The sequence below is a fragment of the Vibrio sp. 10N.247.310.23 genome (assembly GCF_041467155.1).
In the GTDB taxonomy this organism is placed as follows: domain Bacteria; phylum Pseudomonadota; class Gammaproteobacteria; order Enterobacterales; family Vibrionaceae; genus Vibrio; species Vibrio crassostreae_C.
This window is the reverse complement of sequence record NZ_JBFSTZ010000004.1, coordinates 22900-36124: the sequence shown is the minus strand read 5'-3', so window position 1 is coordinate 36124 and position 13225 is coordinate 22900. Positions and strand designations below refer to the sequence as shown.

The following is a 13225-nucleotide window of genomic DNA, read 5'->3' as shown; positions in this document are numbered from 1 at the left end:
CTCAGTCATAGAGTAAGTTCAATTAACAGATAAAGAGAAAGAAACAATGGATATTCGCAAAATCAAAAAGCTAATCGAATTGGTTGAAGAGTCTGGTATTTCTGAGCTAGAAATCTCTGAAGGTGAAGAGTCAGTACGAATCAGTCGTAACAGCACTGCACCTGTAGCACCTGTTCAATATGCAGCTGCTCCAGCACCTGTAGCGGCAGCAGCTCCTGCGGCGGCACCTGTAGCAGCAGAAGCAGCAGCTCCTGCAGTTCCAGCTGGTCACCAAGTTCTTTCTCCAATGGTTGGTACTTTCTACGGCGCTCCAAGCCCAGACGCAAAACCATTCGTTAAAGTTGGTCAATCTGTAACTGCTGGCGAAACGCTATGTATCGTTGAAGCAATGAAAATGATGAACCAAATCGAAGCTGATAAATCTGGTGTTGTAACAGCTATCCTAGTTGAAGACGGTCAACCAGTAGAATTCGACCAAGCTCTAGTAATTATCGAATAATAGAGAGCACTCATTATGTTAGATAAATTAGTAATCGCGAACCGTGGTGAGATTGCACTACGTATTCTGCGTGCATGTAAAGAGCTTGGCATTAAAACGGTAGCGGTTCACTCAACTGCTGACCGTGATCTTAAGCACGTACTGCTTGCAGACGAAACCATTTGTATCGGTCCAGCTCGTGGTATCGATAGCTACCTAAACATCCCTCGTATCATCAGCGCAGCTGAAGTTACAGGTGCAGTAGCTGTTCACCCTGGCTACGGCTTCCTATCTGAAAATGCAGACTTTGCAGAACAGGTAGAGCGCAGTGGCTTTATCTTCGTTGGCCCTAAAGCTGAAACCATTCGCATGATGGGTGACAAAGTGTCAGCTATCACGTCAATGAAGAAAGCTGGCGTACCTTGTGTACCAGGTTCTGACGGCCCTCTTGACGACGACGAAGCAAAAAACAAAGCGCACGCTAAACGCATTGGCTTCCCAGTTATCATCAAGGCATCTGGCGGCGGCGGCGGTCGTGGTATGCGTGTTGTTCGTTCTGAAGCAGAATTAACAGAAGCTATCGCGATGACTCGTGCTGAAGCAAAAGCATGTTTCAACAACGACATGGTTTACATGGAGAAATTCCTAGAAAACCCACGTCACATTGAAGTACAAGTGCTTGCAGATGGCCAAGGTAATGCTATCCACCTAGGTGAGCGTGACTGTTCAATGCAACGTCGTCACCAGAAAGTTGTGGAAGAAGCGCCAGCTCCAGGTATCACTGAAGAGATGCGTAAGTACATTGGCGAACGTTGTACTCGTGCATGTATTGAGATCGGTTACCGCGGTGCAGGTACATTTGAATTCCTATACGAGAACGGTGAATTCTACTTCATCGAAATGAACACTCGTATCCAGGTTGAACACACGATTACTGAAATGGTAACGGGTATCGACCTAGTGAAAGAACAGCTACGTATTGCAGCTGGTCAGCCTCTATCATTCACTCAGGATGACATTAAGCTGCGTGGCCACTCAATCGAATGTCGTATCAATGCTGAAGATCCAGTTCGTTTCCTACCTTCACCAGGTAAGATTGAACGTTTCCACGCACCAGGCGGCATGGGCGTACGTTGGGAATCTCACATCTACACGGGTTACACAGTGCCACCACACTACGATTCAATGATTGGTAAGCTGATCACTTACGGTGAGAACCGTGATGTTGCTATCGCTCGTATGAAGAACGCATTGGGTGAAATGATTGTTGAAGGTATTAACGTTAATACTGAGCTTCAACTGTCTATTATGAACGACGAAAACTTCCAACACGGTGGTGCAAACATCCACTACCTTGAGAAGAAACTTGGTTTGTCATAATCCGTTCGTTTAAGAACAGTCAAAATGCTCACTTCGGTGAGCATTTTTGTTTTTGAACCGCCGAAAAAATCAATCTTTAATCCCCATTATATTCCGTGGGGTTTTGGTGAATTTGCTCATATTTTCTGCTAGACTCGCCATCCAATTTTTCTCATATAGAAGATGCAGCCATGCCTTGGATTCAAATCAAGCTTAATGCTACCAATGAAAATGCCGAACAAATCGGCGACATGTTAATGGAAGAGACTGGTGCTCTTTCTGTAACTTTCCTGGATGCACAAGATACCCCTGTATTTGAGCCTCTGCCAGGCGAAACTCGCCTTTGGGGTGATACTGACATTCTCGCGCTTTACGACGCTGAGACTGATACTGGTGTCGTTCTAGCGCAGATTAAAGCAAGCAACATGTTCCCTGCAGACTTTGCTCATAAAGTAGAGCAAATTGAAGACAAGGATTGGGAGCGTGAATGGATGGACAACTTCCACCCAATGAAGTTTGGTGAGCGTTTATGGATCTGCCCTAGCTGGCGCGATATCCCTGAACCTGACGCTGTTAACGTAATGCTAGACCCTGGCCTTGCATTTGGTACAGGTACTCACCCGACAACGGCATTGTGTCTTGAGTGGCTTGAAGGCTTAGACCTTGCAGGCAAAACCGTGATCGACTTCGGTTGTGGCTCAGGCATCCTAGCGATCGCTGCGATCAAACTAGGCGCAGCAAAAGTTATCGGGATCGACATTGATCCTCAAGCTCTGCTTGCATCAAAAGACAACGCACAACGCAATGGCGTTGCTGAGCAACTAGAGGTGTTCTTGCCACAAGATCAACCGGAAGGTTTGCTAGCAGACGTTGTTGTTGCCAACATTCTTGCGGGTCCATTACGCGACCTTTCTGGCATCATCAAGGGCCTAGTTAAGCCAAATGGTGTACTTGCGATGTCGGGTGTTTTAGATACACAAGCAGAAGATGTTGCCACTTATTATCGTGATGAGCTTCACATTGATCCGATCATCGAACAACAAGAATGGTGTCGAATCTCAGGTCGCAAGCAAGGCTAGACAAGACTTTGGACGCTAATTGACTGAAATTTAAACAAATTACAAAAACAAATTGTAAATGCTCAAATATTAGTCTTTTCACGCAGCGAAAAAATGCGTAAAATGCGCGCCCTTGCTGGTACAGAACTGTGATGACATTTTTGAAAATCGGAAATTATCAACTTAAGAACAATCTAATCGTCGCTCCTATGGCTGGCGTAACGGATAGACCATTCCGTGAGTTGTGTCTTCGCTACGGTGCGGGGATGGCAGTCAGTGAAATGATGTCCTCCAATCCGAAAGTTTGGAAAACGTCAAAGTCTCAGCAGCGTATGGTACATGAAGGCGAATCGGGCATTCGTTCAGTACAAATCGCTGGTGCAGATCCACAGCTTATGGCCGAGGCTGCTCAATTTAATGTCGATAACGGTGCGCAAATCATCGATATCAACATGGGTTGTCCAGCCAAAAAAGTGAATAAGAAGCTTGCGGGCTCAGCCTTACTGCAGCATCCAGAACTCATTGAAGACATTCTGAAAGCGGTGGTAAATGCTGTCGACGTTCCAGTAACGTTGAAAACGCGCACAGGCTGGGATACAGACAATAGAAACTGTGTCCAAATCGCGAAAATAGCCGAAGACTGCGGCATACAAGCTCTTGCGCTCCATGGAAGAACTCGCGCTTGTATGTACAAAGGTGAGGCAGAATACAAACACATTAAAGCAGCGAAACAAGCAGTATCTATTCCGGTTATCGCTAACGGTGATATCGATAGTCCGGAAAAAGCGAAGTTTGTGCTGGAGTACACCGGCGCTGATGCTTTAATGATAGGTCGACCTGCCCAAGGACGTCCTTGGATTTTTAACGAAATCCTACACTATTTGGAAAACGGCACCACGATGGACCCACTCCCGATTTCGGAAGTGAAAGACATCATGCTTGGTCATGTGCACGCTCTACATGAATTTTATGGAGAGTTTTTAGGCCCTCGCATCGCTCGTAAGCATGTGGGCTGGTATCTAAAAGAACATGAACAAGCGAGTGAGTTTCGCCGTACCTTCAACGCATTCGAAGCAGGTGATCTGCAGCTTGAAGCGCTAGAAGGTTTTTTTGATAACGTTGCACCATAATTACGAGAAGAGCTAGACCGAATATGTTCGAACAAAATCTGACTTCAGAAGCATTGACAGTAACTACAGTTACATCACAAGACCAAATCACGCAGAAGCCACTACGTGACTCAGTTAAAGCATCATTGAAAAATTACCTTGCTCAATTAAACGGTCAAGAAGTCAGCGAGTTATACGAATTAGTATTAGCTGAAGTTGAACAGCCACTACTAGACACTATCATGCAGTACACTCGCGGTAACCAAACTCGCGCAGCAACCATGATGGGTATTAACCGCGGTACTCTTCGCAAGAAACTTAAAAAATACGGCATGAACTAATCGTTCTTTCGTAATTTATTGAATTGAAAGCCAAGCTCATTGTTGAGTTTGGCTTTTTTTTGGCTTGTCGATCCGTGATAGTCGCTGATTACTCTCCAGTGCGACAGCAGCGACCTTTGTCGACGTTTGCTGAGTCCAAGGCTGCTAGAATCGAACAATGGCTTGCATCATCGTCTACGTGACCACAACACGCATCATTAATCTTTTTAAGTGCGGTGCGAATCTTAGTTAACTCGGTAATCTTCTCATCAATCATCTCTAGCTTTGCTGAGGTAATCGACTTCACTTCAGCGCAACTGTGCTGTGTGGCCTCGAGGCGAATCTCAAGCAATTCTTTAATCTCGTCCAAACTCAGCCCCAACGCTTTAGATTTGAGAATAAACGTCACCTGTTTCTGGTTATTTTCATCATATAGGCGATAACCCGAGTCACTGCGACTGGCTGGCGCGATCAGGTTATTCTTCTCATAAAATCGCAAGGTATCGGCTGTCACACCGCATCGCTTCGCTAATTCACCGATCTGAAACATGTTTTTTCCTACTGTTTCGTCCATTCCACAATTAACCTTATCGTTACTTTTCAGGCTGAAATGGCACTTTTCATAATTAATTTTGAGATGCCAAACGATTGCGCGAGCTTTTTTGTAATAAATTAGTTAGAATCTGCGCCATCAAATTTGGAGTTGGTTATCTTATAGCTTAATCATAAGACTAACCCAAAAGGTCTTTACCAAAACTGGCCAATATTTTATCTCTTACTGGTATCTAAGATAATCCACGCTAAGAAGATAGAAACAAGTTCTTTTTTGGCAAATATCTTTATTTTAACCCCATGAATTTGAGGAAGATGGAAGCATGAATAACGCTCGTCCAATTCGCCGCGCTCTAATCAGCGTATCAGACAAAACTGGTATCGTTGAATTTGCACAAGCTCTTGCTAACCGTGGTGTAGATATCCTATCTACCGGTGGCACTGCTCGCCTGCTTGCTGAAAAAGGCATCTCTGTTACAGAAGTATCTGACTACACTGGTTTCCCAGAAATGATGGATGGCCGTGTTAAGACTCTGCACCCAAAAGTTCATGGTGGTGTTCTAGGCCGTCGTGGCCAAGATGATGACGTGATGGAAACTCACGGTATCAACCCTATCGATATGGTTGTTGTAAACCTATACCCATTCGCAGAAACCGTTGCTAAAGAAGGTTGTACCCTTGCTGATGCTGTTGAGAACATCGACATCGGCGGCCCTACAATGGTTCGCTCTGCAGCGAAAAACCACAAAGACGTAACGATCGTTGTTAACGCACACGACTACGAGCGCGTTGTCGCTGAAATGGACGCGAACGATAAATCTCTAACACTAGAGACTCGCTTCGACCTCGCTATCGCAGCATTCGAGCACACCGCTTCTTACGACGGCATGATCGCAAACTACTTCGGCACTATGGTTCCATCTTACGGTGCCTCTCTACTTGATGAAGAAGGAAAGAAGGCTGACGAAGAGTCTAAATTCCCTCGCACGTTCAACCAACAGTTCGAGAAAAAGCAAGACATGCGCTACGGTGAGAACAGCCACCAGGCAGCCGCATTCTACGTTGAAGCAAACCCTGAAGAAGCATCAGTTTCTACAGCTCGCCAGATTCAAGGTAAAGCCCTTTCTTACAACAACATCGCTGACACCGACGCAGCACTTGAGTGTGTGAAAGAGTTCGACCAGCCAGCATGTGTGATCGTTAAGCACGCTAACCCATGTGGTGTTGCACTAGGTGAAGACATCCTAGAAGCTTACGACCGTGCATTCAAAACAGACCCAACGTCTGCATTTGGCGGCATCATCGCTTTCAACCGTGAGCTAGACGCTGCAACAGCAACGGCTATCACTGAGCGTCAATTCGTTGAAGTTATCATTGCACCATCAGTTTCTGCTGAAGCAGTAGCAATCGTAGCGGCTAAGAAAAACCTTCGCCTACTTGAGTGTGGTGAGTGGACAACGAAGACAACTGGCTTTGACGTTAAACGCGTTAACGGTGGTTTGCTAGTTCAAGACCGCGACCAAGGCATGGTATCTGAAGATGACCTGAAAGTGGTTTCTAAGCGCCAGCCAACAGCTGAAGAATTGAAAGATGCTCTATTCTGCTGGAAAGTAGCGAAATACGTTAAATCTAACGCTATCGTTTACTCGAAAGGCGACATGACAATTGGTGTTGGCGCTGGCCAAATGAGCCGCGTTTACTCTGCGAAAATCGCAGGCATCAAAGCTGCAGACGAAGGTCTAAAGGTTGAAGGTTGTGTAATGGCATCTGACGCGTTCTTCCCATTCCGTGACGGTATCGACGCGGCAGCAGAAGCTGGCATCAAGTGTGTTATCCAACCAGGTGGTTCTATGCGTGATGACGAAGTTATCGCAGCAGCAGACGAACACGGCATGGCGATGATCTTTACGGGCATGCGTCACTTCCGCCACTAATCAGAATAGGCTCTAGGTTTTCCTAGAGCCTTTTTTATTCGTTTAACCGTTCATTAATGTTGGCGTTTTACTCATCAACGTTAATAGAAATTTTAATTTTTAGAGCAAAATCAGATTGCCTAGTTCAAGGAAAACACGCGGAGCTTATGACTATAAGTGAGCATGTTTGACGCCGAAATAGGTAATCTGATGAAGCTATCAAAGGTAAAATAAAATGAATGTATTAATTATTGGTGCTGGCGGTCGTGAGCATGCACTAGGTTGGAAAGCAGCACAAAACCCAAACGTTGAAACAGTATTCATCGCTCCAGGTAACGCAGGTACTGCACTTGAGCCAAAACTAGAGAACGTAAACATCGGCGTTGAAGACATCGCTGGTTTAGTCGCGTTTGCTCAAGATAAAAAAATCGAACTGACTATCGTGGGCCCTGAAGCACCATTGGTTATCGGTGTGGTTGATGCATTCCGCGAAGTAGGTTTGCCAATCTTCGGCCCTACTCAAGCTGCAGCACAGCTTGAAGGCTCTAAAGCATTCACTAAAGACTTCCTAGCTCGTCATGATATCCCAACAGGTTACTACTCAAACTTCACTGAAATTGAGCCAGCTATCGCTTACGTTCGCGAGCAAGGCGCTCCTATCGTAGTGAAAGCTGACGGTCTTGCGGCAGGTAAAGGCGTTATCGTTGCGATGACCCTTGAAGAAGCAGAAGACGCAATCAAAGACATGCTAGCGGGCAACGCCTTTGGCGAAGCAGGCAGCCGCGTTGTTATCGAAGAGTTCCTCGAAGGCGAAGAAGCAAGCTTCATCGTAATGGTTGACGGCTCTAGCGTGCTTCCTATGGCCACCAGCCAAGATCACAAACGTGTTGGCGACAAAGACACTGGGCCAAACACGGGCGGCATGGGTGCTTACTCTCCTGCGCCGGTTGTAACTCCAGAAATCCACAACCGTATCCTTGAGGAAGTTATCTACCCAACGGTACGTGGTATGGACGCAGAAGGCGCACCTTACACAGGTTTCCTTTACGCTGGCCTAATGATCGATGCTGACGGCACACCTAAAGTTATCGAATACAACTGCCGCTTTGGCGACCCTGAAACGCAACCTATCATGATGCGTATGGAGTCAGACCTTGTTGAACTTTGCCTAATGGCTATCGACGAGAAGCTCGACGAAGCAGAATCGAAGTGGGATCCACGCGCTTCTATCGGTGTTGTTCTTGCGGCTGGCGGTTACCCTGCTGACTACGCAAAAGGTGACGTTATTTCACTACCAACAAGCGAAGTTGAAGGCCAAAAGGTTTTCCACGCGGGTACGACAAATAATGAAGCTGGCGACGTTGTGACAAACGGCGGTCGTGTACTTTGTGCAACAGCACTGGGCAATACGGTTTCTGAGGCTCAAGAGCGCGCTTACGCGTTGACGAAGCAAGTTAGCTGGAATGGTATGTTCCACCGCAATGATATTGGTTACCGTGCGATTGCGCGCGAACAAGAGCAGTAAACAATCTTGTTGCTCGCTTACTTTCCAATAACAGTAAGCAAATGACAGCAAGTGAATAACAGAAAAAGGCGCCTCAATAGGCGCCTTTTATTATCTCATTTACACAAGAATCTGTATTTGTACAGACAAATAGGCACTTGGCCTACAGTAGGCCAAATACTCTCAATCCTTTGATTACTCGCTATTCTTTCAACAATGATGGCCTAACGACACAATCATGGCTGTCTTCAGCCAGCATCAGTAACTCTTCCACGCTCATCTTACCCAGTGAATCACTGCCAAGAAACGCCGCATAGCTTTCCACAGACGCCAATCGGTCAATCACGAAGCCTGGCAAAGTCTGGTTAAATTCAATGCGATCAAACTCACCACCAGCGCACGTCTTAAAAGAGCTGCCATCCCAGTAACCCTGAACCAGTCTGAGCCCTTCGTCATTCTGCTTCATCGTAGTCTCTAGAACCGACTTAGCTTCTTTCTGGTAGTTTTCGAGTTGCTTAGCTTGGATAGGTAAGATTTTGCTATCAATACGATACTGTTGATACACAGCTTCGCCTGACTTATTGAAACGCACATGGACACGATAAGGAACCAGCTCATTCGAAGAGTTACGCTGCTCGCCTTCACGAATGAATTCTCGAAGCACGCCTTCTGACCAAGCATAATCAGTTTGGTACCAGCCGTAATCGCCGACAGTGACGTAGTCAGCTGAAGTATGAGGTTGTGTTAGCTTGTTTGTAACCCAGTAGAAACTTGTCGCGTCGCCCATGACTTGGCCGCCGGTATGAGTTTCAAATTGCTCTAGGTTTTTGCGAGGGCTTGTTGAAGAACAGCCAATAAGAAATGTAGATAATAGTGAAACGAGAAGAAATGCTTTTTTCATAAAAACCTGTACCGAGGTGGAATACGACTACCTCGGTACAGTTTAGATTATTTCACTGAATCTTTCAGCGCTTTACCTGCAACAAATGCTGGAACATTTGCAGCAGCGATTTGGATCTCATCACCAGTTTTTGGGTTACGACCAGTGCGAGCTGCACGGTGGTTTACTTTAAAAGTACCAAAACCAATTAGCTGAACTTGATCGCCATCTTTAAGAGCATCTGTAACACCGCCAAGAGTCGCTTCTAGAGCAGCTTTAGCTTGTGCTTTAGAAAGGTCCGCTTTTTCAGCAATAAAGTCGATTAATTGAGTCTTGTTCATTTTAGGTTTCCCTTCTTTGTATTTTTGAATTCAATTCACTCTAAAACATAAATGCCCCATCTGGCAAAGGTTTGTCGTCGATCTTTAGCTCTAATGCCGTAGTTTTAGCCATAATATGAGTAATAACTCACAATTTGTTACTGATTTTATTAAGCAAGCCCTTGTTTAAAAGGGGCTGAGAGCAAAATTAATGATGACCTAGCCACTACTTTTTCACTATAATCCACGCTGAATCGCTGCTAAAGCGTACAATTTAATTTAAGGGCAAACATGCTGCTGCTATCTATTTACGTCTCCATTGCTATTGGAGTTTCTTTCATTTGTTCTGTTTTGGAAGCTGTACTTTTGAGTATTAGTCCGAGCTACATTGCTCAACTAAAACAAAATGGGCACCCTGCAGCAGAGTCTTTAGACAAACTGAAAACAGATATTGACCGCCCGCTTGCGTCAATTTTAACGCTCAACACCATCGCCCATACTATCGGTGCTGCGACAGCAGGTGCACAAGCGGCTGTCGTTTTTGGTAGCCAATGGTTAGGTGTCTTCTCTGCCGTGCTAACGCTAGGTATCTTGGTATTATCTGAGATTGTTCCAAAAACCATTGGTGCAACCTACTGGCGTCAACTTGCTCCTGCTTCGGCAAGCGTGCTTCGTTGGATGGTGTTATTCCTAACACCGTTTGTATGGTTCTCAGAACAGATCACCAAACGTCTTGCTCGTGGCCACCAAGCACCAAAAATGCGTGATGAGTTATCTGCAATGGCGATTTTGGCAAAAGAGAGCGGTGAATTTGCAGAAGGCGAGTCAAAAATCCTGAGCAACCTACTGGGTATTCAAGATGTACCCGTGACTCAGGTAATGACGCCGCGCCCAGTGGTATTCCGTGTTGATGCGGAAATGAGTGTGAATACGTTCCTAGAACAACATAAAGACACGCCATTCTCACGTCCGCTGGTTTACAGCGAGCAGAGTGACAACATCATCGGTTTTGTTCACCGCTTAGAGCTGTTTAGATTGCAGCAAGCCGGTTGTGGTGAGAAAGCTTTGGGTGAAGTAATGCGCCCTATCCACGTGTTGCTGAACAACATGGGCTTGGCTAAGGCCTTTGACCAGATGATGGCAAACCGCCTGCAACTGTCTTTAGTTGTGGACGAATACGGCACTATTCAGGGCATCATCACCCTAGAAGACATCTTTGAGCACCTAGTGGGCGAAGAGATTGTCGACGAAGCGGATAAGACGACTGACATGCAAGAACTGGCGTTCCAACGCTGGGAGAAGTGGAAAGAGACACACGGTGTTATCGAAAACCGCGATGACGAGGACGAGGAAGAAACTCCAGCAGACAACGACTCTTCAGATGCAAAATCAACGAATGACGACGACGCATCAAAAGATAAGGCATCAAAAGACAAAGTGTAGAACGAAGACAAAAAAGACGCTTAATCTAAATTTGATACCGTCAGATACAACAAAGGCTCCCTAGGGAGCCTTTGTTTTTATTCGTACCTTGGTGCAATTGCGAATTATAGCGCAACACCAATGTTACTGACTGGGTCTTCACGCAGTTCGTGGCGTAGGTCTTTGATCAGCTCTAAGTCACGCTCAGTCGTTTCACGTAGAGGTCGGAAAATGGCCCACTGAACGTCCCACTCTTCACACACCGCTTCGTTTTCTTTCTGGTTTTCGTTCGTCACTTCTTCAGCGCCTTGAGCAAACTCAAGCTCAGCAACCGTCTTCACCGATTGTTGACTCACTTTAATTACCGCTTCCAACATATGTTCACGGTCAAGCAGACCATGAATTAGCGTTGCTAGGCCTTGGCATGCGTCCATTGCTGGGTAAACACCATAAAAATCAAAATCATCACCGCTAGGGAATAGCTCTTCAACCTTCTCAAGTTGACGCTCAAAGTTCACCTTTGCTGTTTTAACCGTCAGGATTTCCCAAATGCTATCCAAAACATCACGATAGATTCGAGCTTCCGCAAATTCTGTATTCTCACAAAACATGGCATAGTTAGGGTACATACGCTCACATAGACACGCCATAAAGGTAATTTGTTGCCAAGGTTCTAACTTTTCAAGACGAACCTGCAGTGGATTCTGAAGCATAGTCACTCAATAATTGCAGAAAAAGACAGCGAAAGTGTACTTGATAAACCCTGGGGGGAAAAGGTAAGCCGATGAACAATTTTACGAATAAGCTCTATATTCTTACTGAGCATGACGATACCTATACGCAACTGATTCTAAACCAGGATTTACCCGACCTAGAAATCACTCAAAACCCCAAATCAGCACAGATTGTCTTGGCGTCACCACCTCTAATCGCAGAGCGCCTCGGCGAGTTTAAAGAGCTAGACTGGGTACAGAGTACCTATGCCGGAATCAATAAACTCACTCAGCCAGATCTGCGCCAGGACTATACGCTAACCAACGTCAAAGGCATCTTTGGTCCGGCTATCGCAGAATACGTATTGGGTTACACAATCAGTCACTGTAGACACTTCCCTCATTACCACCAGCATCAACAACAACGAAACTGGCAGCCACAGCTTTATACTAGCCTAACTGACAAAACTATGGTGATTTTAGGAACAGGTTCAATCGGCAGTCATTTGGCAAAAACCGCGGCGGCTTTTGGTATTCATACCATAGGTGTCAACCGTACCGGCATCCCATCCAAACAAGAAACCTTTAAAGAGACTTTCCACATCAATGAGATAGAGGCTGCCCTTAAGCAGGCCGATATTGTGGTCAACACCTTGCCATCAACCGCTGAAACCTATCAGCTGTTGAACCAAACCACGTTAGGTTACTGCTCTAATGTGTTGCTGTTTAATGTCGGTCGAGGGGAAAGCATCGACAATAAAGCCTTGTTGCTCGCCATAAAAAACAGATGGGTAGAACACGCATTTTTAGATGTGTTTGAAAGTGAACCCCTCTCTCAGGAACATCCTTTCTGGAAACTACCGCAAGTCACCATCACTCCACACATCGCTGCACTCAGTGAGCCAAGACAAGTAGTCGAGATCTTCGCAGAGAATTACAAACAGTGGCGAGATGGCTTTACACTTAATCATGTCATCGATTTTGATAAAGGTTACTGATGTCCTCTTCGTTACTTAAAGAGATTCGACAATGCCGAGCTTGTGAGCCTCACCTATCACACGGTGCTAACCCGGTGATTCAAGCGCATCCAAACGCGCGCTTGCTGATCATAGGTCAAGCGCCGGGTATCAAGGTGCATGAGTCGTCGATCCCTTGGAATGACGCGAGTGGCGAACGATTAAGAGGATGGTTAGGGATAGATAGCGATACTTTTTACGACGAGCAAAAAGTCGCGATTGTGCCTATGGGGTTTTGTTATCCGGGGAAAGGGAAAAGTGGTGATCTTCCACCACGCAAAGAGTGCGCGGAGCTTTGGCATAACAAAGTGCTGCAATCTCTACCCAATATTCAAATGACACTGCTGATTGGCCAGTACGCACAAAACCATTACCTAACAAACAAGACCACCAGCACATTGACCGAAACCGTGCGTGATTGGCAAAGGTGGGCGCCTGAGTTTTTGCCATTACCCCACCCTTCGCCACGCAATAATATCTGGCTCAAGAAGAACCCTTGGTTTGAAAGTGAAGTCATTCCTTATATCAGGAAACATATCTCTGAGCATTTGGCCTACCATGATCCAAATACCTAATTAACT

At 45.8% G+C, this 13225-nt stretch carries 14 protein-coding genes; 10 read left to right on the top strand and 4 right to left on the bottom strand.

The genetic code is table 11. The features are described 5' to 3' along the window. Window positions 1–46 precede the first annotated feature (46 nt). The 5 genes from accB to fis all read left to right on the top strand — a co-directional run bounded on the left by accB (window position 47) and on the right by fis (window position 4345). Complete coding sequence (accB, locus tag AB6D93_RS03925; protein ID WP_017062707.1) at window positions 47–499, top strand: acetyl-CoA carboxylase biotin carboxyl carrier protein; 453 nt, start codon at window positions 47–49, stop codon at window positions 497–499. 15 nt (window positions 500–514) lie between these two features. Further along, the gene (accC, locus tag AB6D93_RS03920; protein WP_017062706.1) at window positions 515–1858 is read left to right on the top strand and encodes an acetyl-CoA carboxylase biotin carboxylase subunit; all 1344 of its coding nucleotides are present in this window, start codon (window positions 515–517) and stop codon (window positions 1856–1858) included. A 170-nt stretch (window positions 1859–2028) separates the two neighbouring features. Beyond that, window positions 2029–2916, top strand: a complete 888-nt coding sequence (prmA, locus tag AB6D93_RS03915) for a 50S ribosomal protein L11 methyltransferase (protein WP_017055901.1) — start codon at window positions 2029–2031, stop codon at window positions 2914–2916. Window positions 2917–3056: 140 nt separating this feature from the next. Then, window positions 3057–4025, top strand: coding sequence for a tRNA dihydrouridine synthase DusB (gene dusB, locus AB6D93_RS03910; RefSeq protein WP_032546269.1), 969 nt, complete (start codon window positions 3057–3059; stop codon window positions 4023–4025). 23 nt (window positions 4026–4048) lie between these two features. Beyond that, the gene (gene fis / locus AB6D93_RS03905; protein WP_004729744.1) at window positions 4049–4345 is read left to right on the top strand and encodes a DNA-binding transcriptional regulator Fis; all 297 of its coding nucleotides are present in this window, start codon (window positions 4049–4051) and stop codon (window positions 4343–4345) included. Window positions 4346–4433: 88 nt separating this feature from the next. On the opposite strand, the gene zntR is transcribed toward fis, so the two are convergent. Beyond that, complete coding sequence (gene zntR / locus AB6D93_RS03900) at window positions 4434–4874, bottom strand: Zn(2+)-responsive transcriptional regulator (protein WP_017062704.1); 441 nt, start codon at window positions 4872–4874, stop codon at window positions 4434–4436. Between the two features lie 325 nt (window positions 4875–5199). Between zntR and purH the strand changes: the two genes are divergently transcribed. Together purH and purD are read left to right on the top strand one after the other, a co-directional pair. Further along, a complete protein-coding gene (gene purH / locus AB6D93_RS03895) occupies window positions 5200–6810 on the top strand; it encodes a bifunctional phosphoribosylaminoimidazolecarboxamide formyltransferase/IMP cyclohydrolase (RefSeq protein WP_102333897.1) in 1611 nt (536 codons plus the stop codon). Window positions 6811–7024: 214 nt separating this feature from the next. Beyond that, a complete protein-coding gene (gene purD, locus AB6D93_RS03890; RefSeq protein ID WP_017062702.1) occupies window positions 7025–8314 on the top strand; it encodes a phosphoribosylamine--glycine ligase in 1290 nt (429 codons plus the stop codon). Window positions 8315–8495: 181 nt separating this feature from the next. Here purD and AB6D93_RS03885 read toward each other — a convergent pair whose 3' ends face one another. Both AB6D93_RS03885 and hupA read right to left on the bottom strand, forming a co-directional pair. Continuing rightward, window positions 8496–9194, bottom strand: a complete 699-nt coding sequence (locus AB6D93_RS03885) for a DUF1481 domain-containing protein (RefSeq protein ID WP_102333898.1) — start codon at window positions 9192–9194, stop codon at window positions 8496–8498. 47 nt (window positions 9195–9241) lie between these two features. Beyond that, window positions 9242–9514 (bottom strand): nucleoid-associated protein HU-alpha, encoded by a 273-nt coding sequence (gene hupA, locus AB6D93_RS03880; RefSeq protein WP_004729753.1) that lies wholly within the window; start codon window positions 9512–9514, stop codon window positions 9242–9244. 270 nt (window positions 9515–9784) lie between these two features. Between hupA and AB6D93_RS03875 the strand changes: the two genes are divergently transcribed. After that, on the top strand, window positions 9785–10936 hold the full coding sequence (locus AB6D93_RS03875; protein WP_102333899.1) for a CNNM domain-containing protein: 1152 nt from the start codon (window positions 9785–9787) through the stop codon (window positions 10934–10936). A 104-nt stretch (window positions 10937–11040) separates the two neighbouring features. Here the strand turns inward: AB6D93_RS03875 and AB6D93_RS03870 are convergent, their stop codons facing one another. Beyond that, window positions 11041–11628: a YjaG family protein gene (locus AB6D93_RS03870; RefSeq protein WP_017062699.1), complete on the bottom strand. Its 588-nt coding sequence runs from the start codon at window positions 11626–11628 to the stop codon at window positions 11041–11043. Window positions 11629–11699: 71 nt separating this feature from the next. Here AB6D93_RS03870 and AB6D93_RS03865 point away from each other — a divergent pair, with 71 nt between their 5' ends. Together AB6D93_RS03865 and AB6D93_RS03860 are read left to right on the top strand one after the other, a co-directional pair. Then, complete coding sequence (locus AB6D93_RS03865; protein WP_017063654.1) at window positions 11700–12626, top strand: D-2-hydroxyacid dehydrogenase; 927 nt, start codon at window positions 11700–11702, stop codon at window positions 12624–12626. Continuing rightward, a complete protein-coding gene (locus AB6D93_RS03860; RefSeq protein WP_017065640.1) occupies window positions 12626–13219 on the top strand; it encodes a uracil-DNA glycosylase family protein in 594 nt (197 codons plus the stop codon). Before AB6D93_RS03865 ends, AB6D93_RS03860 begins: the two co-directional genes overlap by 1 nt. Window positions 13220–13225 lie beyond the last annotated feature (6 nt).